The organism is Curtobacterium sp. DN_7.5 (assembly GCF_022655355.1).
GTDB lineage: Bacteria > Actinomycetota > Actinomycetes > Actinomycetales > Microbacteriaceae > Curtobacterium > Curtobacterium luteum.
This window is the reverse complement of sequence record NZ_CP093378.1, coordinates 2,997,490-3,020,230: the sequence shown is the minus strand read 5'-3', so window position 1 is coordinate 3,020,230 and position 22,741 is coordinate 2,997,490. Positions and strand designations below refer to the sequence as shown.

At 71.6% G+C, this 22,741-nt stretch carries 29 protein-coding genes; 13 read left to right on the top strand and 16 right to left on the bottom strand.

The genetic code is table 11. The annotated features are described in order from the left end of the window. Window positions 1-111: 111 nt before the first annotated feature. Both MON03_RS14015 and MON03_RS14010 read right to left on the bottom strand, forming a co-directional pair. Window positions 112-741, bottom strand: coding sequence for a DUF1345 domain-containing protein (locus tag MON03_RS14015; protein ID WP_242089045.1), 630 nt, complete (start codon window positions 739-741; stop codon window positions 112-114). 20 nt (window positions 742-761) lie between these two features. Next, a complete protein-coding gene (locus tag MON03_RS14010; protein ID WP_229728153.1) occupies window positions 762-1,031 on the bottom strand; it encodes a response regulator transcription factor in 270 nt (89 codons plus the stop codon). 81 nt (window positions 1,032-1,112) lie between these two features. Between MON03_RS14010 and MON03_RS14005 the strand changes: the two genes are divergently transcribed. After that, the gene (locus tag MON03_RS14005) at window positions 1,113-1,316 is read left to right on the top strand and encodes a hypothetical protein (RefSeq protein WP_049976492.1); all 204 of its coding nucleotides are present in this window, start codon (window positions 1,113-1,115) and stop codon (window positions 1,314-1,316) included. Between the two features lie 190 nt (window positions 1,317-1,506). On the opposite strand, the gene MON03_RS14000 is transcribed toward MON03_RS14005, so the two are convergent. Together MON03_RS14000 and MON03_RS13995 are read right to left on the bottom strand one after the other, a co-directional pair. After that, window positions 1,507-2,559, bottom strand: a complete 1,053-nt coding sequence (locus tag MON03_RS14000; protein ID WP_242089044.1) for a methionine synthase — start codon at window positions 2,557-2,559, stop codon at window positions 1,507-1,509. Window positions 2,560-2,579: 20 nt separating this feature from the next. After that, window positions 2,580-3,539 carry a putative oxygenase MesX gene (locus tag MON03_RS13995; protein ID WP_242089043.1) on the bottom strand — a complete coding sequence of 320 codons (960 nt, stop codon included), beginning with the start codon at window positions 3,537-3,539 and terminating at the stop codon, window positions 2,580-2,582. A 120-nt stretch (window positions 3,540-3,659) separates the two neighbouring features. On the opposite strand from MON03_RS13995, the gene MON03_RS13990 reads away from it, so the two are divergent. Next, entirely contained in the window at window positions 3,660-4,601 is a 942-nt protein-coding gene (locus MON03_RS13990; protein WP_022902192.1) for a LysR family transcriptional regulator, read from the top strand. Between the two features lie 97 nt (window positions 4,602-4,698). Here MON03_RS13990 and MON03_RS13985 read toward each other — a convergent pair whose 3' ends face one another. After that, window positions 4,699-5,238, bottom strand: coding sequence for a mycothiol transferase (locus tag MON03_RS13985; RefSeq protein WP_242089042.1), 540 nt, complete (start codon window positions 5,236-5,238; stop codon window positions 4,699-4,701). A gap of 142 nt (window positions 5,239-5,380) precedes the next feature. On the opposite strand from MON03_RS13985, the gene MON03_RS13980 reads away from it, so the two are divergent. Then, window positions 5,381-7,279, top strand: a complete 1,899-nt coding sequence (locus MON03_RS13980; protein WP_242089041.1) for an ABC transporter ATP-binding protein — start codon at window positions 5,381-5,383, stop codon at window positions 7,277-7,279. Window positions 7,280-7,629: 350 nt separating this feature from the next. Continuing rightward, the gene (locus MON03_RS13975) at window positions 7,630-8,202 is read left to right on the top strand and encodes a DUF2510 domain-containing protein (protein WP_175327274.1); all 573 of its coding nucleotides are present in this window, start codon (window positions 7,630-7,632) and stop codon (window positions 8,200-8,202) included. Between the two features lie 3 nt (window positions 8,203-8,205). Here MON03_RS13975 and MON03_RS13970 read toward each other — a convergent pair whose 3' ends face one another. The 5 genes from MON03_RS13970 to MON03_RS13950 all read right to left on the bottom strand — a co-directional run bounded on the left by MON03_RS13970 (window position 8,206) and on the right by MON03_RS13950 (window position 11,525). After that, window positions 8,206-9,399, bottom strand: a complete 1,194-nt coding sequence (locus MON03_RS13970; RefSeq protein ID WP_242089040.1) for an FAD-binding domain-containing protein — start codon at window positions 9,397-9,399, stop codon at window positions 8,206-8,208. After that, a complete protein-coding gene (locus MON03_RS13965) occupies window positions 9,396-9,956 on the bottom strand; it encodes a phospholipase D-like domain-containing protein (protein WP_175327272.1) in 561 nt (186 codons plus the stop codon). The genes MON03_RS13970 and MON03_RS13965 overlap by 4 nt, the downstream gene beginning before the upstream one ends. 74 nt (window positions 9,957-10,030) lie before the next feature. Continuing rightward, window positions 10,031-10,381, bottom strand: coding sequence for a hypothetical protein (locus tag MON03_RS13960; protein WP_022903004.1), 351 nt, complete (start codon window positions 10,379-10,381; stop codon window positions 10,031-10,033). Between the two features lie 11 nt (window positions 10,382-10,392). Then, entirely contained in the window at window positions 10,393-10,971 is a 579-nt protein-coding gene (locus tag MON03_RS13955; protein ID WP_242089038.1) for an Asp23/Gls24 family envelope stress response protein, read from the bottom strand. Next, window positions 10,968-11,525 carry an RNA polymerase sigma factor gene (locus MON03_RS13950; RefSeq protein WP_022903002.1) on the bottom strand — a complete coding sequence of 186 codons (558 nt, stop codon included), beginning with the start codon at window positions 11,523-11,525 and terminating at the stop codon, window positions 10,968-10,970. The genes MON03_RS13955 and MON03_RS13950 overlap by 4 nt, the downstream gene beginning before the upstream one ends. Before the next feature lie 169 nt (window positions 11,526-11,694). Between MON03_RS13950 and MON03_RS13945 the strand changes: the two genes are divergently transcribed. The 9 genes from MON03_RS13945 to MON03_RS13905 all read left to right on the top strand — a co-directional run bounded on the left by MON03_RS13945 (window position 11,695) and on the right by MON03_RS13905 (window position 18,101). After that, a complete protein-coding gene (locus MON03_RS13945) occupies window positions 11,695-11,928 on the top strand; it encodes a hypothetical protein (protein WP_242089037.1) in 234 nt (77 codons plus the stop codon). A gap of 279 nt (window positions 11,929-12,207) precedes the next feature. After that, complete coding sequence (locus tag MON03_RS13940; protein WP_022903000.1) at window positions 12,208-12,660, top strand: Asp23/Gls24 family envelope stress response protein; 453 nt, start codon at window positions 12,208-12,210, stop codon at window positions 12,658-12,660. Beyond that, window positions 12,653-12,844, top strand: a complete 192-nt coding sequence (locus MON03_RS13935) for a DUF2273 domain-containing protein (protein ID WP_022902999.1) — start codon at window positions 12,653-12,655, stop codon at window positions 12,842-12,844. The genes MON03_RS13940 and MON03_RS13935 overlap by 8 nt, the downstream gene beginning before the upstream one ends. Then, window positions 12,841-13,155: a hypothetical protein gene (locus MON03_RS13930; protein WP_242089035.1), complete on the top strand. Its 315-nt coding sequence runs from the start codon at window positions 12,841-12,843 to the stop codon at window positions 13,153-13,155. The genes MON03_RS13935 and MON03_RS13930 overlap by 4 nt, the downstream gene beginning before the upstream one ends. 12 nt (window positions 13,156-13,167) lie before the next feature. Beyond that, window positions 13,168-13,743, top strand: a complete 576-nt coding sequence (locus MON03_RS13925) for a DUF6286 domain-containing protein (RefSeq protein ID WP_242089033.1) — start codon at window positions 13,168-13,170, stop codon at window positions 13,741-13,743. Continuing rightward, on the top strand, window positions 13,740-14,303 hold the full coding sequence (locus tag MON03_RS13920) for a hypothetical protein (protein ID WP_242089031.1): 564 nt from the start codon (window positions 13,740-13,742) through the stop codon (window positions 14,301-14,303). Before MON03_RS13925 ends, MON03_RS13920 begins: the two co-directional genes overlap by 4 nt. A gap of 136 nt (window positions 14,304-14,439) precedes the next feature. Further along, entirely contained in the window at window positions 14,440-15,231 is a 792-nt protein-coding gene (gene aqpZ, locus MON03_RS13915; RefSeq protein ID WP_242089029.1) for an aquaporin Z, read from the top strand. 126 nt (window positions 15,232-15,357) lie between these two features. Continuing rightward, window positions 15,358-17,502, top strand: coding sequence for an alkaline phosphatase family protein (locus MON03_RS13910; protein ID WP_242089027.1), 2,145 nt, complete (start codon window positions 15,358-15,360; stop codon window positions 17,500-17,502). Further along, window positions 17,499-18,101 (top strand): hypothetical protein, encoded by a 603-nt coding sequence (locus tag MON03_RS13905; RefSeq protein ID WP_022902993.1) that lies wholly within the window; start codon window positions 17,499-17,501, stop codon window positions 18,099-18,101. The genes MON03_RS13910 and MON03_RS13905 overlap by 4 nt, the downstream gene beginning before the upstream one ends. An 80-nt stretch (window positions 18,102-18,181) precedes the next feature. Here MON03_RS13905 and MON03_RS13900 read toward each other — a convergent pair whose 3' ends face one another. From MON03_RS13900 to MON03_RS13875, 6 genes are all read right to left on the bottom strand, one after another. Further along, entirely contained in the window at window positions 18,182-18,448 is a 267-nt protein-coding gene (locus MON03_RS13900) for a hypothetical protein (protein ID WP_175327583.1), read from the bottom strand. Next, on the bottom strand, window positions 18,445-18,639 hold the full coding sequence (locus tag MON03_RS13895) for a hypothetical protein (protein WP_022902991.1): 195 nt from the start codon (window positions 18,637-18,639) through the stop codon (window positions 18,445-18,447). The genes MON03_RS13900 and MON03_RS13895 overlap by 4 nt, the downstream gene beginning before the upstream one ends. A gap of 16 nt (window positions 18,640-18,655) precedes the next feature. After that, window positions 18,656-19,216: a hypothetical protein gene (locus MON03_RS13890; protein ID WP_242089025.1), complete on the bottom strand. Its 561-nt coding sequence runs from the start codon at window positions 19,214-19,216 to the stop codon at window positions 18,656-18,658. Window positions 19,217-19,311: 95 nt separating this feature from the next. Then, entirely contained in the window at window positions 19,312-20,385 is a 1,074-nt protein-coding gene (locus MON03_RS13885; RefSeq protein ID WP_175327581.1) for a threonine aldolase family protein, read from the bottom strand. Then, a complete protein-coding gene (locus MON03_RS13880; RefSeq protein ID WP_175327580.1) occupies window positions 20,382-21,077 on the bottom strand; it encodes an SDR family NAD(P)-dependent oxidoreductase in 696 nt (231 codons plus the stop codon). Before MON03_RS13880 ends, MON03_RS13885 begins: the two co-directional genes overlap by 4 nt. Continuing rightward, window positions 21,074-22,537: a DUF6421 family protein gene (locus MON03_RS13875; protein ID WP_242089022.1), complete on the bottom strand. Its 1,464-nt coding sequence runs from the start codon at window positions 22,535-22,537 to the stop codon at window positions 21,074-21,076. Before MON03_RS13875 ends, MON03_RS13880 begins: the two co-directional genes overlap by 4 nt. Between the last annotated feature and the right edge of the window lie 204 nt (window positions 22,538-22,741).

Sequence of the window (22,741 nt, the reverse complement as noted above, 5' to 3'; positions counted from 1 at the left end):
AGCCGGAGACGCGCGCGCTCCCAACGCGACGGACGGGGCGGACAGCAGCCGCGCCTCCAGGCCGGTCCGAGGGTGCGGCAGGAGCCGTAGCCGTACCCGCGACGTTCCGGTTCACCCGCCCTGCGTGAGACTCGTGATGAGGTTGATGGCGACCGCGACCACGAAGGTCCCGAAGAAGTACGACAGGAGCGCGTGCCCCATCGCCACCCGACGTGACGGGGTGGACGACTTCGTGATGCTGCTCGCGCTGTACGACATCCCGATCGAGAAGGCCGTGTACGCGAAGTCGCTGTACGCCGGATCCTCGTCCTGGTCGAAGTCGAAGCGGTGCCGGTCGTCGATGTAGTACATCCGCGCGTACTTGAAGGCGAAGACGGTGTTGATGAGCGCCCAGGCGGCCACGACCCCGACCACCGCGAGGATCGCCGCTGCAGAACCGACGGGGTTCTTCTGCTGGCTGCGCACGAGCCCGAAGACCACGAGGACCACGCTGAGCAGGGTCGCGGTGATGATGAGGGAGTCGACGAGCTTCCGCGACCGGTCCTCGTGCCGCGCGAGTGAGCGGGTGGTGTCGGGGTCGGCGGGCCAGGCTCGTGACCACGCCCACGCCAGGAAGACCGCGGCGGCGACCACCCAGCCCAGCAGCAGGGCCAGGTCGGGCGCGCCGAGGACCACGGCTGCCAACGCCACCACGAGGCCGACGATGCCGGCGACACCGGCTTGCATCGAGAGATGGGACATCGCGATTCCTTCCTGCGCCGTCAGACGAGGCCGGCGGCGATGAGGGGGATGTAGAGCCCGGCCCGTTCGGCACGGACGGCCGCGAGGGTCCGGGAGGTGGCGTTCAGCTTGACGAGGATGTGCTCGACGTGGGCGGCCACGGTGCGGGGGGTGACCGCGAGTGCACGGGCGATCTCGTGGTTGGAGCAGCCCTCGACGAGGTGGCCGAGCACCTCCAGTTCGCGCGGTGTCAGGCCGCGCAGCCCGGAGGCGGGGGAGAGGACGACGACACCGCAGGCCACGGTGCCCACGGCGCGTTCGCACGCCGTCACCGTCGCGCGCACGAAGTCGTCCGGCGCGGCGGTGGACGTCCGGGGCCACAGGAACGAAGTGTGGTTCGCAAGGGCCTCACCATCCGCTCCGCGCAGCAGCACGGGCACCGGTACATCCCGATGCTCCTCGAACGGATGGCGCGGGACGAGATCGTCACCGAGCACCTCGTGACGCACGTCATGCCGCTCGACGAGGGGCCGGCGGGCTACGCGATGTTCAAGGAGAAGACCGACGGGTGTGTCCGGGCGGTCTTCCGCCCCTGACCCACGTCGTGTGCCGCTCCTGCGGTGTGCCACACCTGCGATGTGCCGGACGGGAGGCGCGGTCTCCTCTGGACCGCGCCTACCGTCCGCCATCGCGCAGCCCCGGCGACGTTGCGGCGCGCCGGGGGTCGCTGACGGCCGTCGCGGACAGGCCGCGCCGGGGGCGGGTGACGGACGTCGCCTGGCCGGGTCAGCGTCCGGCCGGCACCGCCGCCCCGACCAGCTCCGCCCGCACGATGTCCGCACCCGCGGACAGCGCACCGAGCTTCGCGAGCGCCGCACCCCGGGCCAGCGGCGCCATGCCGCAGTTCGTGCTCGGGATGAGCTTGTCCGCGTCCACGAACTCGAGCGCCCGCCGCAGCACCTCCGCGACCTCGTCGGGCGTCTCCACGGTCTCGGTCGCGACGTCGATCGCGCCGAGCATGACCTTCTTCCCGCGGATGAGCTCCACGAGGTCGAGCGGCACGTGCGAGTGGATGCACTCGAGCGAGACGATGTCGATCGACGACTGCTGCAGGAGCGGGAAGGACTGCTCGTACTGCCGCCACTCGGCGCCGAGCGTCTCCTTCCACCGGTTGTTCGCCTCGATGCCGTACCCGTAACAGATGTGCACGGCGGTCTCGGCGGCGTGCAGCCCCTCGGCAGCGCGTTCGAGTGCAGCGACGCCCCAGTCCTGCACCTCGTCGTGGAAGACGGTGAAGGCGGGCTCGTCGAACTGGATGACGTCGACGCCGGCGTCCTGCAGCTCCCGGGCTTCCTGGTTGAGGATCGTGGCGAACTCCCACGCCAGCTTCTCGCGGCTCTTGTAGTGCTGGTCGGAGAGCGTGTCGATCATGGTCATCGGACCGGGGAGCGCCCACTTGATGGGCCGGTCGGTCTGCGCGCGCAGGAACTTCGCGTCCTCGACGAAGACCGACTCCGGGCGACTGACCGCACCGACGACGGTCGGCACGGCGGCGTCGTACCGGTCGCGGATCCGCACGGTCTCCTTGCGCTCCTGGTCGATCCCGTCGAGGTGCTCGATGAACGTCGTGACGAAGTGCTGCCGGGTCTGCTCGCCGTCGCTGACGATGTCGATGCCGCGGTGTTCCTGCTCGTGGACGGCGGAGCGGAGCGCGTCCTGCTTGCCCTCGGCCAGGGCCGCGCCCTCGAGCAGCCAGGGCGACCAGAGGCGCTCGGGTTCGGCGAGCCAGGACGGCTTCGGGAGGCTGCCGACGATGGAGGTGGGGAGGAGAGGGCTCATGGGGGTGGCGGTCCAGACGGTCAGCGGGCGGGGACGGGTTCGGCGACGAGACGGGACAGGAACGCACCGTGCGGTGTCACGAGGTGCTCCTCGGTCCACCGGCCCTGGGTGATCCCGAGGCGGCTGCGCTCCTCACGGTCGTAGGTGACCGGGGTCGGTGTGAAGTCGGCGTGGTCGAGGTTGGGGCGGTACGTGTCCCCGGCGGGGGTGTTCGCGGCGTAGATCTCCGGGCGGTAGATCTTCTGGAACGTCTCCATCGTGGCGATGGTGCCGATCAGCTGGAGGTCCGTGTAGTCCGCGGTGACGTCGCCGCGCGAGTAGAACGCGAGCGGGGCCGACGCTCCGGCGGGCTGGAAGTACCGGACCTGCATGCCCATCCGACCGAAGTAGTCGTCGGTGAGCGAGGAGTGTTCGTGCTCGTACTCGGCGCCGAGGACGGGGTGGACGTACCCGGTCCGACGGTAGGTCTGGCTCGTGGAGACGCTGATGCAGACGACGGGCTCGGCACCGAACCCGTCGTGGAACGCCGACGACGAGAGGAACTGCTGGAAGAGCGCGCCGTGCAGCACACCGAAGTCGGCCGGCAGGCCCTCTGACGACGGCAGCAGCACCGAGAAGTCGTAGTCCCGCAGGTAGGACGAGAAGTTGTTGCCGAGGATGCCGTGGTGGCGCTCGCCGGTGTGCTGGTCGACGATCGTGACGTCGAGCATCTCGAGCAGCGGGAACTCCGCGTCCTCGCCACCGTCGGGGAAGGCCACCGCGACGGAGACGATGTCGAGCTGCAGGCGGTAGCGATCGGGTGTCCCGGCCAGGTCGTTCGCCCGCTCGTCGATCATCGTCAGCGCAGCGCGGAGGTTCTCCTGCCGGCGCTCGCCGCGGGCGAGGTTGGCGAAGTTCGTGGTCAGGCGGGAGCTGTCCGAGGGGGAGTAGTCCTCGTCGAACCGGGTCCTGGTGATGCTGAAGGTGAGGTCGTTCGCCATGCTGGGCAGTCCGTACGCTGAGCGGCCCGGAGGCACTTCGGAAAGGGTCCCTCGATCATGACGGGAAGTGGGGGTCATCAGGTAATACGCAGACGCTATGCGCCGGTATAGCCTCTGCCTATGGCCCGTGTCTCGAACGACATCACGCTGCAGCAGCTCCGCTACTTCATCGAGGTGGCGTCGGAGGGGTCGATCAGTGCGGCCGCGGACCTCCTCTACGTCTCCCAGCCGACCCTGTCCGCCGCCATGAAGGACCTCGAGACCCGGATCGGTCGGCCGCTCTTCACCCGGTCGGCCCGGGGCGTGGTCCTCACCGTCGACGGTGTCGAGTTCCTCGGGTACGCCCGACAGGTCGTCGAGCAGGTGTCCCTCCTCGAGCAGCGCTACGTGGGCGGGCAGCCCTCGCGTCGGCTGCTCGGGGTGTCCGCGCAGCACTACTCCTTCGCGGTCGAGGCCTTCGTCCGCATGGTCGAGGGGGCGGCCGCGGACGAGTACGAGTTCTCCCTGCGCGAGACACGGACGTGGGACATCATCGAGGACGTCCGCACCCTGCGGAGCGAGGTCGGCATCCTCTACCGCAACGACTTCAACCGCCAGGTCCTCGGGAAGCTGCTCCGAGACGCCGGGGTCGTGTTCACCCCGCTGTTCGTCGCGCAGCCGCACATCTTCGTCGCCCGGCGCAACCCGCTGGCGTCTCGGGAGCGCGCGACGCTCGAGGACCTCGCCGACCTCCCACGCCTCACGTTCGACCAGGGCGCGAACAACTCCTTCTACCTGGCGGAGGAGATCCTGTCGACGATGTCGAGCAAGCGGGAGATCCGGGTCTCGGACCGCGCGACGATCTTCAACCTCATGATCGGCCTCGGCGGGTACACGATCTCGACCGGCCTGATCAGCGACGACCTCGACCCGGAGATCGTCGCCATCCCGCTCGACGTCGACGAGCGGATCGAGATCGGCTGGATCGCGCACGCGTCCGTCCCCCTCACCGTGCAGGCGCAGACGTACCTGGACGAGCTGCGCGCGGTGGTCGTGGGCTACGGCGTCGAACCGCTCGGGTGACCCACCCGGCCACGTGACGGACGGGAGGCGCGGTGCGGCCCGGCACCGCGCCTCCAGACCGTCTCGTGGACCGGCCTGGAGGCGCGACGCGCGTCCGTCAGGTGGGTCCCGTCCCCGGGGCGTCGGCCGACCCGGCCGTGGGATCGGCAAAATCGGTGAGGACGAGGTGCTGGTGTCCGTCCAACAGCTCCCGGGCGATGTCGAGGTGACCGGCGTGCGTGGCGGTCTCGGTGATGACGTGCAGCACCGTCTCGAGCATGCTGCGGGCCGGTGCCCACGGGTACATCGCCATCGCCTCGGCGGAGGGGAGCGCCTCGAGCGGCGTGGACTCGATGACCGCGTCCGACCGCGCGGCTGCCGCTTCGTACGCCTCGACGACGGCGCGCGCCTCCGGCCAGGTCGTGGGGTGCCACACCTCGTCGTCCGTCGGCAGGGCGAGCCGTTCGCCTGCCACGACACCGCGGAACCAGAACCGCTCGACGTCGTGGGTGAGGTGCCGGACCATCCCAAGTGGCGACCATGCCGACGGGAGCACGGACCGGGTCAGCGCCTCGTCGGGGAGGCCGGCGAGCGTCGCGACCACGCGACGCCGCTGTGTACCCAGCTCCGACAGCAGGGCGTCCCGCACGATGGTCACGGGACCAGTCTCCATCCTGGGACCGCGATCGTCACGGCCGCGGCCGCGGCCGCGGCCCGATCCCGTGAACGCGGCGAGCGTCACCGGCCCGCCGTATCCTGGCTCGGCCCGCGTCGAGCCCGCTGGCACGGAGGGAACAGCCATGAGCATGGAAGGCGCGGCCTGGAGCTCGCTGTACAAGATCTCGACCGCCAAGGACGGCGGCGGGTTCTCCCGCGAGTCGATCCGGCGGATCCTGACGTTCGCCACCCCGTACCGCGCCCAGCTGGTGATCTTCATCGCGCTCTCGGTCGTCGGCGCGTTCCTCGCGGTCGCGACGCCGGTGCTCGCGGGCCAGGTCGTCGACGTCATCGCGGCCAGGGGTGCGGTCGGCACGATCGTCTGGCTCGCGGTCGTCATCGCGCTGGTGGCGGTGGCCGACGCCAGCTCGTCGCTCGCGACGCGGTGGTACTCCGCGCGGATCGGCGAGGGCGTGATCCTCGACCTGCGGACCGCGGTGTTCGACCACGTGCAGAAGATGCCGATCGCGTTCTTCACCCGGACCCGGACGGGCGCCCTGGTCAGCCGCCTCAACAACGACGTGATCGGGGCGCAGCAGGCGTTCAGCGGCACGCTCTCGGGCGTCGTCACGAACCTGGTCGCACTCGTCCTCACGCTGGCGGTGATGCTCAGCACGTCGTGGCTCGTGACGGTCATCGCCGTGGTCATGCTCCCGCTCTTCCTGGTGCCCGCGCGCCGCATGGGCAGCCGTCTGGCGGCGCTGCGCCGCGAGGCCGCGGACCACAACTCGGCGATGAGCACGCAGATGACCGAGCGGTTCTCGGCACCGGGCGCGACCCTCGTGAAGCTGTTCGGTCGGCCCGACGAGGAGTCCGAGGAGTTCCGCGTCCGGGCCGCCCGCGTCCGCGACATCGGGGTGCGGACGGCGATGCTGCAGTTCGTGTTCGTCACGGCGCTGACGCTCGTCGCCGCGCTCGCCCTCGCGCTCGTGTACGGCCTCGGCGGCGTCCTGGCGCTCGGGGGCCAGCTGAACACCGGTGACGTGGTCACGCTCGCGCTCCTCCTGACCCGCCTGTACGTGCCGCTGACCAGTCTCGCGAATGCGCGGGTGGAGATCATGAGCGCCGTCGTCAGCTTCGAGCGGGTGTTCGAGATCCTCGACCTGCAGCCGCTGATCCAGGAGAAGCCCGACGCGGTCACGGTGCCGGACGGTCCGGTCGCGGTCGAGTTCGACGACGTCCGCTTCGCCTACCCGTCAGCGGACCGGGTGTCGCTCGCGTCGCTGGAGGAGGTCTCCACGCTGGACACCCGCGGCGGGGACGAGGTGCTGCACGGCATCTCGTTCCGGATCGAGCCCGGGCAGACCGTGGCCCTCGTCGGGACCTCCGGCGCGGGCAAGTCCACGATCGCGCAGCTGCTCTCACGCCTGTACGACGTCGACAGCGGCGCGGTGCGGCTCGCGGGGGAGGACGTCCGCGACGTCACCTTCGACTCCCTGCGGCACACCATGGGCATGGTGACCCAGGACGGGCACCTCTTCCACGAGACGATCCGCTCGAACCTGCGGCTCGCACGGCCCGAGGCCACCGACGACGAGGTCTGGGACGCCGTCCGGCGGGCCCGGCTCGAGCCGCTCATCCGGTCGCTGCCGGACCAGCTCGACACGATGGTGGGGGAGCGCGGCTACCGACTGTCGGGCGGCGAGCGGCAGCGGATGACGATCGCGCGACTCCTGCTCGCGCAACCGCGGGTGGTCATCCTCGACGAGGCCACGGCGGCGCTCGACTCGACCTCGGAGGCCGCGGTGCAGGCGGCGCTGAGCGAGGCGCTCGAGGGCCGGACCGCGATGGTCATCGCGCATCGGCTGTCCACGATCCGGAGCGCGGACCAGATCCTGGTGATCGAGGACGGCGCGGTCGTGGAGCGCGGCACGCACGAGGAACTCCTCGCTGCCGGCGGGCGGTACGAGGAGCTGCACCGGACGCAGTTCGCCGTGCAGAAGGAGGTCGCACCGGACGAGGCGTCGGTGCCCGGAGCGTAGGTCGCGATCCGCACCACACGACGGACGGGAGGCCCGTGGCGAACCCGCCACGGGCCTCCCGTCCGTCGTCACTGAGCGACAGCTGGTCCACCGGACGGCCGCTCGCGGCACGGTGCGAGCTTCTCCACACCGTGCCCGGTGGTCCCGCCCGCACCGTGTGGGAAACCTCGCACCGTGCGGACGGTGCGGGAAACCTCGCACCGTGCGGCCGGTGTGGGCGACCTCACACCGTGCGAGCGTGCGCCGAACCTGAACGATCCGTCATGTCCGCCTCCTCCCGGACCGGCCCGCGCTGCTCTACGGTCGGGTACCGGGGGCGGTGTGCTCCCGTCGACCCTCGAGGAGCACCGATGTCCACGACACCCCCAGGCTGGTACCCGGACCCGTCGGGTCAGCACGGCACCCGGTGGTGGGACGGCACGGGGTGGACCTCGCACGTCGGACCGGCGACCGCGCAGACCCAGCGCCCGCGCATCCCCGACCACGTGTCGACGGACACCGTGTTCGTGTGGGTCATGGTGCTGCTGCCCGTCATCGCGCTGCCCGTCTCGCTCTTCTACCACCCGGAGTTCCGGTACACCGTCGTCGAGCCGGGCGTGCGGACCGTGGACCCGACGTCGATCTACACCCCTGGGTACGTCCTCCTGCAGGTGTTCACCCTGCTCATGTACGCCGCGGACGTCGTGCTGGCGTACTTCGACCACCGGACGTTGCAGCGTCGCGGCGTGGTCCGGCCGTTCCCGTGGGCGTGGGCCTTCCTGCTCTCCCCGATCCTCTACGTGATCGGCCGGACGGTCGTCCTCCGCACGGTGGCGCCGGGCCGTCCGATGTGGCCGCTCTGGGTGACCATCGCCGTCACGGCCATCGGCCTCGTCGTCGGGGTCGTCCGCGTCGTGGCGACGTTCCAGCAGATGCTCCCGTAGGCGTCACCGCCGCACGAGGCCGGGGATCCGCTCCTTGAACGGGAAGAACCCCCGGGACGCGAACGGCCACGCCCGGCTGTCCCACCGCCGTCGCACCGCGACGAGCCGGACGCCCGCACCGTCGAGCGCAGGCCGGAGGGCGTCGAGCCGCTCCTGCACCGGCCCGACCGGGGCGTACGGCACGAGGACGCTGTCGAGCCGTGCCGTCGCCGCCCAGTCCAGGACGGCAGCCGCACCGGCGGAGCCGAGGACCGTGGCCGCACCGCCGTCGGCGTCGTGTGTCCGCGCGGCCGTGTCGGCGACGGCCCCGGCGGTGAAGTCCCGGACGAGCGACGACGCCCCGGCGGGGGAGCGCGAGGACGCGTCGGCGACCACCGCGGCTGCGGCGAGCGGCGGAGCCGAGCTCCCGAGCTGCGCGAGCAACGAGGCCGGCTCGAGGTCCTCCTCGTGCAGCAGCAGCCCCACGCGTGATCCGACGGCCGAGGGCTCCTCGTCGTCGGGGATCGGCGTCGCCGGCGGGAACGGCTCCTCGTCGAGCGCCCGGGCATCCGTGGCGAGCCCCGTCGGCGCGAACCGTCCGTCGGTGTACCGAGCGATGTTCTCCGTCGTCGCCAGGTAGGTCTTCCCCCGTGTCTGCAGCCCCGCGACCCACCGCCACGAGAGCGTGTTCGACGCCGCGTCGCCGTCGAGGAGGTGCCGGAGGAAGAAGTCCGCCCCGAGCTGCCACGGCAGCCCGAGCGTGAACACCCAGATGCTCGCGAACCACATCCGGACGTGGTTGTGCAGGTACCCGGTGTCGACGAGCTCCCGTGCCCAGGCGTCCATCGCGTCGATCCCGGTCCGACCCGCGACGGCGTCCTCGTAGCCGTCCGGCAGGTCCCCGGCGAGGAGCTCCCGGACCTCGGCCCGGTACCGCCGCCACACCTCGGGACGCTGCTCCAGCCACCCCTTCCAGTAGGTCCGCCAGAACACCTCCTGCACGAACTTCTCGGCAGCGTGCAGGCTGTGGCGGTCGAGGACGGCGTCGACGACCTCCGCCTCGGTCACCAGCCGGTGGCGGATGTACGGCGACAACCCGGAGACGTTCGTCCGGGACGGCCCGAGGTCGTGGTTGCGGTCGCGCCGGTAGTCGGCGCCGGCGCGCGGGACGAAGTCGTGGAGCGCGTCGAGACCGGCGGCGCGGGTGGGGATGGTCACCGCGCCATCCTGCGCCTGCCGGCGTCGTCGCGGCGGCTGTGGCACAGGTCGATCCCGCCGACGAAGGCGACGTCCGCGGACGGGTCGTCGCGGTGCTGGACCACGAAGAACTTCTGGTGGTGCGAGCCGAACACCCTGACGCGCTGGTCGAGGAGCACCTCGCCGCCGGCGTCGTTGACCTTCCGCCCGAGCAGTTCGTTGGACCGGGCGCTCAACGAAGCCGAGACACGTTCGCCGTGGGACCGCCAGACGAGACCGCGGACCTCGACCCCGGACCGGGCGAGGTCGGCGAGCAGGTCCCCGATGGTCGGCCCGTCCGGGAGCAGGCGTTCGTCCGCGTCGCCACGCCAGTCGGTGAACCACACGCGGTCGCCGGGGCCGAGCGCGGACAGTTCCGCGTGCAGGCGGGCGAAGTAGGTCGCGCCGTGCACCAGCGGCCGGACGGCGTTGCCGTCGGACCACGCCGCCCCGTCGTCGCCACCGCCGGAGTGCACGTCGGTGGCGGTGTTGCCGCGTTCGTCGCGGGTCAGGAACCAGTGACGCGGATCGGTGGGCACCTCCGCAGACCACGACCGTGACCGCGTCGACGGCCGGGAGGCCCGTGGCGGCGCCGCCACGGGCCTCCCGGCCGTCAGCTGGTCGCGCCGGGCGCGACCGCGTCCTCCACCAGGCGGACGGTCACCGTCACGAGGTCGGCGCCGCCGTCGACCTGGGCGTCGAGCAGCGCGCGGACCCGCTCCCCGACCGCACGGACCGTGTCCGGGGCGGGACGGTCGCCGCTCACCGCGATGCCGGCCTCCACCCGGAGCGTCGCGCCGTGACGGTCCAGGTCGACGAGGACGTCCGGCTCCCGGAGCGCGAGTGTCCTCGCGACGGCCTCGGCTGCGGCGTGCGCGATCGGTCGGGGCGGGTAGACCGCGACCACGCCCGGGACGTCCCGGATCGCCGCGGTGAGGGTGCGGGAGAGGGTCTCGTCGTCCACGGCGGCGCTCCTCACGGCAGGACGACGTCGTCGAAGTGGACGTCGATCGACTCGATGGACAGTTCGGTGTGCCGCGCGAGCGCCGTGCCGATCGCTGCGCGCAGGCGGTCCGCCGTCGTCTCGGCGGACTCGCCGTACAGCAGGCCGGCGGTCACGGTGACCCGCACGGGAGCGCCGGGGACGTCGACGTCGCCCTCGAGCGTGCAGCGGCCCATCACGACGCCACCGAGCGCGTCGCCGGCCCGCCGCACGATCCCGCGCACGGCGGCCTCGGTCATCGCGAGGCGCAAGCGCGGGTCGGGGTGGGCGATCGGGACGTCCCGACCGGAGCGGACCTCGGAACGGATCGTGTCGAGCAGCCGGTCGATCCACGCGGTCTCGCGGTCGGCCTCGGCCTCGGCGCGGCGCTGGAGCGCGCCGGCTGACAGCTCCCGGAGCCGCTGCATGTTCGCGAGGGCGAGGCGGCACCCGGGGGAGGACTCGATGGTCGGGTCGCGGGGCGCGCGACCACGGTCGAGGTAGTCGGCGAGCTCCTCGATGCTGTGGCCGTCGAGTTCGTCGTCGGGCGCGGGGAGGTCGTGGTCGGTCATCGCCATCCCTCCATCTCGGCCGCGAGGAACCGTCGCGCTCGTGCGAGGAGCCCGCGGACGGTGGACGGGGACAGCTCGAGCTCGTCGGCGATCTGCTGGTAGCTGAAGCCGGCGGTCTCCCGCAGGAGCCAGCACCGACGCTGGTCGGGGGGCAGTCGGTCGAGCGCCGCCAGCAGCGCGTCGAGCTGCAGCCTGGTCTCGACGATACGCTCCGGGCTCCGAGCGGCCCCGACGTGCGGTTCGACGTCCCCGAGGTCCTCGTGGTGTCGGCGCCGACGCAGCCGGTCGAGTGCCTTGCGGGTCGTGATCTGGAGCATCCACGGCCGGAACCGTGCGGGGTCCTCGAGGTCGGACAGCTTGCGCCAGCCCGTGAGGAAGGCCTCCTGCACGACGTCGTCCGACTCGAGCGTCGACCCGAGGACCTGCTCCGCGTAGACACGCATCAGACCGCCGTGCCGCCGCGCGAGGACCTCGAACGCGAGCACGTCGCCGTCGGACGCCCGCGCCACGAGCGTCGCGTCGGACCCGCGCTGCAGGGGATCGTCGTCGCTCATCCCCGCCTTCCGCGCTGTCGGTGTCCCGGTCGGACGACCGGGGACCTCCGAGCATGCACCTCCCGGCCGTGCCACGTCCGTGCGCGGTCCGGTCGAGCGGTTTCGTGACACCCGGGCCGGTCGAACGTTTTCGTGACATCCGGGCCGATCGTGACGTCTCCCTGAAGACATGCACCACGACGCCACACCCGCCGCCGACGAACCGGCCGCCCTGCACGAGACCACCACGACCGCTCCAGCACTCGACCCCGAGCGGCCCGTCCGCGACCTCTGCATGAGCGTCTTCGACCGCTGGCGGTGCGATCGGGAGGACGGTCACACCGGCGCCCACACCGCGGGGACCGTCGACGCGACCGCCTCGTGGAACGACTCCGCTGCCGGTCGCCGCCTGCGCTGGCGCTGAGGCCGTCGCACTACCACGGCGCCGTGTCGGATGACCGCCGGTGATCGGGGTACGTGCACGGTGCGCGGTTAGTGGTCATCGCGCGTCGTCGTGCGGCCGCTTTCCGAACCGCGACCTGCACCGACGTCGGATCGGGGGACAAGAACGGCCGGGAACGGCTCTTGTCTGGGAAGTCGATGGAGGAATCCGGCGGCGCGTGACTTCCGTCTGGGGTGCCCCGTCTCATCCGTGAACAGCAACCGCTGGGAACGCCCGGCGGGACGAACGGAAGGAAACGACATGGCTGACACCACGACCCCCAACACCATCAGCAGCACCCGTGCCGCCGGCACCCACGCCGCGGGCTCGAACCCGTCGGGCAAGACCACGATCGACGACACCGTCGTCGAGAAGGTCGCCGGCATCGCGGCCCGCGAGGTCAACGGCGTGCACTCGCTCGGCTCCGGCGCTGCTCGGGCGATCGGTGCGATCCGCGACGCGATCGGCCAGCGTGACTTCGGCCAGGGCGTCAAGGTCGAGGTGGGTGAGAAGCAGGTCGCCGCGGACGTGGTGATCGTGGCCGAGTACCCGGTGTCGCTGCAGCAGGTCGCCGACGGCGTGCGCTCGTCGGTCGCCCGCGCGCTGACCCAGATCGTCGGCATGGAGGTCGCCGAGGTCAACGTCACCGTCCAGGACGTCTACATCCCGGGCGACGACAACGACGACGACAAGAAGGAGTCGCGCGTTGAGTAACACACTCGTCGGCGCCCTCATCGGGGCCATCCTCGCCGTCGTGGCACTCCAGTTCGGCTTCTGGGGCTTCGTCCTGGTGATCGTGTTCGGCGCGATCGGTGCCCTCGTGGCCGCGATCAGCTCCGGCAAGATCGACCGGGGTGCCCTGACCGACGTGCTGACCGGACGTCGGAGCTCCCGGTGACCGGCGGCCCGGACGTGCCGGGCCGCGTGGAGATCTCCGCTCGTGCGTTGAACTCGCTGGCGCGGGCCGTCGCGGCCGAACGGCTCGGCGCGCCCGCCCGGCGGGTCCGCGTGGAGCTCGGTGACCACGCGGGCGCCGTCGCACTGCAGGTCACCGGTCCCATCCGCGCGCAGCAGGACGTGGTCGGATCGGCCGTCGCGGCAGCCGAGCGCGTGCGCGAGCGCGTCGGAGAGCTGTCCGGCCGCCGGGTCGGCAGCGCCCACATCGAACTGACCGGCATCGTGCACGAGCACGACGGCCGGGTCCGCTAGGAGGAGGAAGACATGAGCACGACCTCGCTCGAACGGCGCATCCAGCGTCGGAGCGTGCACCGCTCTCGGTCAGGTGCCGTCTCGGTGGCACTCGTCGTCCTGGCGCTCGTGGCTGCGTGGATCGGGACGGAGTCGGTCTTGCGGGCGGTGGGGTCCGCGCCGTTGGTGGCGGACCCGCAGACCGTCGTGGACGCGGCGCTGCGGCCCGACGGCGCGTTCGTGACGATCGCCGAGGTGATCGCTGTGGTCCTGGTGGTCCTCGGGATCGTGCTGGTCGTGCTGGCGCTCAAGCCCGGCCGGCAGCACCGGTCCGCGGTCGAGCACGACCGCGGCGCCGTGGTCATCGACACCGCGATCCTCGCCTCGACCGCCGCGAACGCCGCCGCGCTCGCTGCCGGCCTGCCCGAGGACCACGCCAAGGCCTCCGCCCGCGGCCGGTCCTCCGAGGTCCGCCTCGTGCCCCTGTCCGGGGTGCCCGTCGACCAGGCAGCGGTCCGCTCCGCGGTCGAGGACCGCCTCGGCCGCCTCGACGCCCGGTTCGGCAAGCGGGTCAAGGTCCGCGTGGACGAGAAGGGAACCCTGGCATGACCAAGAGCAACCGCACCCTGAACCGCATCATCCTGCTCGTGCTCGGCCTGGTCGCCGTCATCGCCGGCCTGACCATCGGCGCCGGCGTGCTGCCCGCGGTCCGGAACACCCTGAAGCCGTACGTGACGTTGCCCAGCAACGTGAGCGTGCCGGCGGCGTCGCTGTGGATCGTCGCCGGCGTGTGTGTCGTGGTGATCGTGCTCGCGTTGGCGTGGGTGTTCACCCGCGGCCGCGGCGGCACCAGCGTCGCCGTCCGGGAACGTACCGGTGAGGACCAGGTCACGATCAACGTCGCGCTCGTGCGGGACGTGATCGACCACGAACTCCACGGCGTCCGCGACGTCGTCGGCGCCAAGGTCGACACGTACCTCGTCAAGCGGCAGCGCGCGGCCCGGATCCGGGTCAACGTCCGCCGCGGCGGTGACGCGGTCACCGTCCTCGACGCCGTCGACCACGCCATCGGCGTGCTGGACCGCACCCTGGGCCGGCAGGTCCCGGTCCTGGTCCACCTCACCGGCGGCACCCGCGCCGCTCTCGCGAAACCCACCCGCGTGCAGTAGACCGCACCACCCACCGACCACCCCAGACCCCGGGAGGCACACCGCGCCTCCCGGCCGGTCCGGGGCGGTCACCCACTCGATCAACCCTGACGGCAGGACGCAGCAGCGTCCTGTCGTGCTTCATGAGGAGACCCCCATGGCGAAGAAGACCCCTGTCAGCACCTCCACGTCCGAACAGCGCCGCGAGGACGCGGCCGCCTGGTCGCCGCTCGCGCGCTACGCGTCCGAGTTCTTCGGCACCTTCCTGCTGGTCCTCGGCGGTGTCGGCACCGCCCTGTTCGCGGCGAACATCCCGAGCGCGACCGACAACCAGCAGGGCGTCGGCTACCTCGGCGTGGCGCTCGCGTTCGGGCTCACCCTCGTCGCCGGGATCTCGGCCGTCGGCCACGTCTCGGGCGGACACTTCAACCCGGCGGTGACGCTCGGGCTGCTCGCCGCCGGGCGGACCGACGCCCGGCACGTCGCGGGGTACATCGTGTCCCAGGTGGTCGGCGGCCTCGTGGCGACGAGCATCATCGCCGCGGTCCTCAGCGGCAAGCCGAGCGCGTTCGCGGCGGCGCAGGAGGGCGGCTTCGCGTCCAACGGCTACGGCGACGCGAGCCCGAGCGGGTTCGGGCTCGGCTCGGTGTTCCTCACCGAGGCCGTCCTGACCGGGGTGTTCATCGCCGTGATCCTGTCGATCACTGCGAAGCAGGAGTACCAGGCCGTGGCGCCGCTCGGCATCGGTCTGACGCTCACCCTCATCCACCTCGTCAGCATCCCGGTGAGCAACACGTCGGTGAACCCGGCACGCTCCATCGCGACCGCGGTGTACGGCGGTGCGACGCCGCTCGCCCAGCTGTGGGTGTTCATCGTCGCACCGATCCTCGGCGGCGTCGTCGCCGGTCTCGTGGTGCGCGTGGCGGGTCGGAAGCGCCTGACCAGCTGACGGGACGGCCGGTGCGCCCCTCCCGGCGCGCCGGCCCCGGTGAGGGACCGCTCGCTGTGCGGTCCCTCACGACCCGTTCACCTGCCGTCCCCCGAGCGGGGGCGGCCACGGGGCGAGACTTCCCACATGAAGCTCATCGGCAGGACCAATGGTCGACGGCGCACCGCAGCGTTCGTCGCAGCGGCAGGCGTCTTCGCTGCCGCCGTCGCGGGCGTCGCGACCACCACCGCCTCCGCAGCAGACGCCAGCACGGCGCAGCGCGGGACCACGATCACCTCGACCGGGCTCCGTCCCGGCCAGGTCAAGCACGTCTGGCTGATCATCCTCGAGAACAAGTCGTACGACGCGACGTTCACGGGCCTCAACCAGAACAGCTACCTCTGGAAGACGCTGCCGGCCCAGGGGGTGCTGCTGAAGAACTACTACGGCACCGGGCACTACAGCATGGACAACTACATCTCGATGGTGTCCGGCCAGGGCCCGCAGGCGGACACCCAGTCCGACTGCAACGTGGTCGACACCCGCTTCGGGTCCGACCACAGCATCATCGGGTCCGGCAAGGACCGCGGGCAGGTCAAGTCCCTCGCGAACGCGGCACAGCCGAGCGGCGCCAACGCCCCCGACGGCTCGAACGGCTGCACCTACCCGCACTCCACGCCGACGCTCTTCAACCAGCTCGACGCCGCGCACGAGACCTGGAAGGGCTACGCGCAGGACCTCGGCAACCAGCCCGGCCGCGAGGACGGCCTCTGCGGAGCTCCCGGGACCGCCGACAACAACCCCGAGAACAACCCGACGTACCTCACGCCCTCGGCCGACCACCCGGCACCGACCGGCGTGACGAGCTTCACCGGGGCCCAGGCGAACGACCAGTACGTGGCGAAGCACTTCCCGTTCCCGTGGTTCGAGGGCCTCACCGGAGCGGCCGGCGCGAAGGGACGCGCGGCGACCTCGCTGACGACCCCGACGCAGGGCGGCACCGACTGCGACGCCGCGCACATCGCGAACCTCGACTCGTCCTCGAACGGGCTGTTCCGCGACCTGCAGCACGAGAAGACCACGCCGGCGTTCAGCTGGATCACGCCGAACAACTGCAGCGACGCGCACGACGCCGTCTGCAAGGGCAACAACCTCTCCGGGTCGTTCACGAGCAGCGGGCAGCCGGTCTACCAGTCCGGCACCCCGGCGCCGGAGTCGACCACGCCGAAGAACCACACCGGCGGCCTCTACGCCTCGGACCTCTTCCTCAAGTACTACATCCCGATGATCGAGCGCTCGGCCGCGTTCAAGGACGGCGGCCTGATCGACGTCACGTTCGACGAGGCCAACCCGCCCTTCACCTACAGCGGCAACAGCTTCGACAACGCGAACCACTACGGGCCGACCCTCTCGGACAAGCCCGACGCCTCCTCGGGCATCGCGGCTGACCGTGCCGGCGAGAACATCGACGGCAAGAACGTCGCGACCGAGCCGACCGGCCCGAACTCGACGCTCGGGACGGACTCGAAGGGCAACCAGCTGTACCCGGGGCCCGGGTACAACGCCTTCATCGACCGGCCCTCCGCGTGCACCCAGACCTCGCCGACGCTCGTCCCCGCCGACTGCGTGCCCGGGATCGTCCGAGGCGGGTCCGGGAACACCCCCGGCGCCCGGACGGACGCCGTCGCAGCGAACACAGCATCCAGCTACGTCGTCGACCAGTCGATCGTCGCCGACGACACCGGCCGTGGCGTGGTCGACACGACCGACAAGACCGGCCCCGGGGGCACCAGCCCGATCCCGGCCGACACCTTCGTCGGTGCCGTGAGCGACACCGGCCCGCAGTACCCGACGTCGGCCTCCGGATCGGTCGTCAGCGGGTCGTTCCAGCTCCTCGACGCAGCCGGGAACCCGGTGACGCCGACCGGCGCGGTGACGAGCCTGACGCTCAGCGCCGAGGGGGCGCCCGGCTTCCTCAGCACCGGGCAGACCGCCGACCCGCTCTACGACGCCACCGACGCGACCCCCGGCGGCGGCGACACCGGGAGCGTGCTCATCAGCCCGCTCATCAAGCCCGGGACCGTCTCCACCACGTACTACAACCACTACAGCTGGCTGCGGACGATGGAGGACGTGTTCGGCGTCAGCACGGGCGACGACCACCAGCGGCTGCCCGGCGGCACCGTGTCCGGCGGCGTCGACCGGCTCGGACACCTCGGGTACGCGGGACAGGCCGGCCTCGAGCCGTTCGGGCCCGACGTGTTCAACAACGCGTCGCCGAGGCGCCGGTGACCCGTCCGCACCCCGGGACCAGGAGGCCGCTCACCCGGGCGGCCTCCTGGTCCGCTGCGCTCGTCGGGGTCGTCGTCCTGACGTCGGTCCTCGCCGGGTGCACGGGGCAGACGCGTCCGGGGGTCGAGGACACCTACGGCGGGATGCCGTCGTACCTCGCGACGATCCCCTCCACCACCGACGAGGTCCTCGACGGCAGCGCCGCCCACCCCGCGCTGACCTCCGAGGGCGATGCCGTCCGGGTGCACCTGCAGGACGGCGCCACCGTGACCGCGACGGTCACCGGGCCCGTCGTCCCGGGCGAGGGGCTGCCGCACCAGGGGGAGACGACGACGTGCACGTGGACGGTGTCCCTCCGGGGGACGTCGGGCAGCGTGCCGGTCTCCCTGTCGGACATGACGACGATCGACCAGCTCGGGAACGTCTACCGCCTGTCACCGGTCGCGGGGAAGGGGACGCCGCCGCGAACGCTCCGCGCGGGGCAGCGCGTCACCTTCGAGCTCCGCACGGTGATGAAGGTCGGGGAGGGCGTGCTGCGCTGGGCACCCGGTGGCGGGAAGACCCTCGCCGAGTGGGACTTCGAGGTCGAGAACGACTGACCGGCGGGGTCGCGGTCGCGACCACAAGGCGGACGGGAGGCACGGTGCGGTTCCGCCCCGTGCCTCCCGTCCGTCGTCGGTCACCGTTCCGACACGGCGGCGATCGCTTCGCTGATCGTCGCGTCCGGATGCTCCTCGCGCCACTTCCGGACGCTGCGTGGATCGGGCGCGGCCCCGTCCGGGACACGGGTCGCGCCGACGACGCTCGGCGCGGAGGCAGCGTACGCGAGCGTGGCGAGCGCTCCGAGGCAGGCGTCGAGCAGGCCGAGCGCGAGCCAGGCGCCGATCGTCGCTGCGATGCCGCCGACGATCACGACCGTCGGACCCCGACGGACGCGCGCGGTCACGGCCGTCGGTGCCGTCGGCGACGGAGTGCGGTGCCGGCCCACACCATCGCGGTGAACAGGGCCAGCGCGGATCCGACGGTGCTGCCCCAATGGCCGGCGGTCGTCGGCGCCGTGACGAGGACCGATCCGGCGACGACGAGCGCCGAACTGCACGTCAGCGCGATGGGCAGGCGCAACAAGAACGACCTCATGACGTCATGTCTCCCATCAGGCGCACCACGGCTTGACCTTGCCGCCCGCGAACGGGTAGACCCGCAGCTGTTTCGTGCCGCAACGGATTGCCCCGCTCCCGGTGATCGCCACCGTGGCCGCGGTGAGGATCGCGCCGACGACGACGCAGAACGTGCCGCCACTCACTGCGCACACGGCGGCCCCGAGTGCGAAGGCTGCGCCACTGATGATCATGTTCTGGTCCGTCGCGTTGAAGCTGACGTAGGTGCCCTTCGAGTCCGTGCCCGCTCCGATGCGCTCGCGGGAGCGTTCGGTGACGAGGTCGAACGTGAAGCCGTCGCCGAGATCGATCCTCGTGACCGTCGACCCGTCCGCGCGTTCGCTGTTCGCCACGACCAGTCCATCAGCCCTCGCTTCGCCGAGCGCGGCTGCGAGCTGCTCCGGGCTGATCTCGACCTCGGCGCCGTGCGTCTGTTCGGCCGTCCCGGCGCGGGGCATCGTCGTGGCAGCTGTCGCCGCTGGTGCAGTCACGAGCGCGCTCGCGATCACTGTAGTGACGAGCACGAGGCTCGTGATGGCTGTTCGGTGCTTCGACATCGATCCCCCTGGGGCTCTCGGAGCCGCCTCGTCGCGGCCTCGTAGTCGAAATTACACAGGTGCCGGTCGTACGTCAAACCTGACATTCCAGGCGGTCAGACGGCCGCGAGCTCCCGCGTCAGCGCCGCCACGAAGTCGTCGATGTCCTGCTCCGACGTGTCGAAGGAGCACATCCACCGCACCTCGTTCCGGCTGGCGTCCCAGTCGTAGAACCGGAAGTGCTCGCGGAGCCGATCGGCCACCCCGGCCGGCAGGGTCGCGAACACCCCGTTCGCCTGGGTCTCCTGGCTGAACCCGACGCCCTGGATGCTGCCGTCGGCGATCCCGGCCTCGAGCGCGCCCCGGAGCTTCGCCGCCATCGCGTTCGCGTGCCGTGCGGAGCGGAGGTAGAGGTCGTCGGTGAGCAGGGCGATGAGCTGCGCCGACACGAACCGCATCTTCGACGAGAGCTGCATGTTGAGCTTGCGGAGGTAGTGCAGCCCCTCGGACGCCGACGGGTCGAGCACGACCACCGCCTCGCCGTAGAGCAGACCGTTCTTGGTGCCGCCGAAGCTCAGCACGTCGACCCCGGCGTCGGTGGTGAAGGCGCGCAAGGGGAGCCCGAGCGTGGCGGCCGCGTTCGAGATGCGGGCTCCGTCCATGTGGAGCTTCATGCCGAGCCCGTGCACGTGGTCGGCGATCGCCCTGATCTCGTCGACGGTGTAGGCCGTGCCGAGCTCGGTCGTCTGCGTGATGGACACCACGAGCGGCTGCGCGCGGTGCTCGTCACCCCAGCCCCAGGCCTGCTGGTCGATGAGCTCGGGGGTGAGCTTGCCGTCGGGCGCGTCCACGGTGAGGAGCTTGATGCCGCCGACGCGCTCCGGCGCACCGGCCTCGTCGGTGTGGATGTGCGCGGTCGAGGTGCACACGACGGCGCCCCACCGGGGGAGCATCGACTGCAGGCCGACGACGTTCGCGCCGGTGCCGTTGAACACCGGGAACGCCTGCGCCTGGTCGCCGAAGTGCTCGGTGAAGACCTGCTGCAGCCGTGCCGTGTAGACGTCCTCGCCGTAGGCGATCTGGTGGCCCTGGTTCGCGGCCGCGATGGCGTCGAGGACCTCCGGGTGGATGCCGGCGTAGTTGTCCGAGGCGAAGCCCCGCAGGTCGAGGTCGTGCAGTCGAAGGGTCACGCGTCGATCCTAGGTTCCGTGCCGACGGGCTCCGTGGCGAGGGGCAGACGGACGCCGTTCACGTCGGTGGGGTCGGCCGCCCAGAGCCGGACGACCTCCTCGCCGAGCCGGCGTTCGAGGCCGTCGAGCGTCCGGACGACGAAGACGGTGGCGGCCGCGGTGGTCGGGGCGTCCTTCCGGAAGCCCTGCGCGACCGCACGGGTCCAGGCGTCCGCCGCGGCCTTCGCAGCGGCGTAGTTCGCGGCACCCGCGGCGGGGGCGTCGACGCTCGTCGACGACACGATCGCGAGGCGTCCGGTCGGCGAGGCGACGAGGTCGTCGTACAGGGCGCGGGTCGTGTTCCGCAGGGTACGGAAGCCCCGTTCGAGGAAGTCCCAGTCCTCGTCGGACTGCCCGGCGAGACCGCCGCCGCCCCGCCATCCGCCGACCAGGTGCACGAGGCCGTCGACGTGCGTCCCGTCGGCCTGGAGGCGCGACACCAGCCCGTCGACCGCGCTGCGGTCCGCCAGGTCGCACCGCTGGGTCGTGACCTGCGGGACGGCCGCGCGCAGTGCCTCCAGGCCGTCGCCCCGGGTGCCGACGGCGACGACCGCCGCTCCGGCGGCGACCAGTGCTCGCGAGACGGCTTCGCCGCTGGTGCTGGTCGCTCCCGCGACCAGCACCGTGCGGCCGGCGAGCGGGCCGTCGTTCACGCGGCGACCGACGCGTCGTCGGTGGTCCCCGTGATGCCCGCGGTGGACTGGATGACGGCTGTCATCTTCTTGTCCAGCGCTTCGTAGAACATCGAGAGCGGGAACTCGTCGTCGAGCACGGCGTCGGTGTAGCCCTTCGGCGGACCGGCGAGCGTCTCGGACGGCAGCCCCTTCGCCCACGCGGACGCAGGGTGCGGAGTGAGGGTCTGCGTGAGCATCTCGTAGGCGGCGAGCCAGTGCGCCGACTTCGGCCGGTCGATCGAGCGCCAGTACAGGTCGTTGATCCGGTCGCTCAGCGCGATGACGACGTCGGGGACCGCGTCCCAGTCGATCGTGAGCTGCGTGTCGGTCCAGTGCAGGACGCCGTGCTGGTGCAGCCACGCGAAGAGCAGCTGCCCGCCGAGCCCGTCGTAGTTCCGGACCCGGCTGCCGGTGATGGCGAAGCGGAAGATCCGGTCGAAGATGACGGCGTACTGCACGAGTGCCGCGTGGTCCCGGATCGAGCGCTGCGCATCCGACAGCTCCCCGTCCGGCAACGCCGACAGCGACCGCTGCAGCCGGACCGACTCGCGGAACGCGGTGAGGTCGCAGCGCAGCTCCTCGAGCGAGTAGAGGAAGAACGGCATGCGCTGCTTGATCATGAACGGGTCGAACGGCAGGTCGCCGCGCATGTGCGAGCGGTCGTGGATGATGTCCCACATCACGAAGACCCGCTCGGTGAGCTCCTGGTCGTCGAGCATCGCCGCGGCGTCCTCGGGCAGGTCGAGCTTCGTGATGTCGGCGGCCGCACGGACGACCCGGCGGTAGCGGGCGGCCTCGCGGTCCTGGAAGATCGCGCCCCAGGTGAACGCCGGGATCTCCCGCATCGCGACGGTCTCGGGGAACAGCACGGCCGAGTTCGTGTCGTAGCCGGGCGTGAAGTCGACGAACCGGAGCGCGACGAACAGCTTGTTGCCGTACTCGCCGGCCTCGAGCTCGGCGATGAAGTCCGGCCAGATGACCTCGACGAGCAGGGCCTCGACGAACCGCGAGGCGCTGCCGTTCTGCGTGACCATCGGGAACACCACGAGGTGCCCGAGGCCGTCGACCCGGTGCTGCTGCGGCTGGAAGGCGTTCAGCGAGTCGAGGAAGTCCGGGACGCCGAAGCCCTGCGCCTCCCACGCCGCGAAGTCCCGGCGGAGCAGCTCGAGGTACGCGGCGTCGTGCGGGAACGCGGGCGCGAGCTCGGCGATCGCCGGGACGACGACGGCGAGCAGCTCGGACGCGGCGGGGTGGTCGGCTGCGTCCGGGACGGAGCCGTCGGTGGCCTGCAGTCGCTGGAGTGCGACGACGGCGTCCTTGAGTCGGAGCCACGCGGGGTTCGCGGCGACCTCGCGCACGGGTGCGGCACCGCGGTCCTCGACGACCTCGGGCTCTCCGATGATGGCGTCCTGCGTGAACTTCTGGACGAACTGGGACATCTCGAACCTCCCCGTCGTTGGGCCGGCGTGCGCGTGTGGACCGCACCGATCGGCGGTTCTGACGGAATCCTAATGAGGAGCCGGAGCGGCATTCTTGCCTCTTCCCGCCGCATTCCTGCGCGGTTCCGGGGCCGACGCACGCGATCGGGGGTGGCACGCTCGACTTCGCGCGTTCGGGTGTTCGCCGGGGCGCGCGGACCTTCC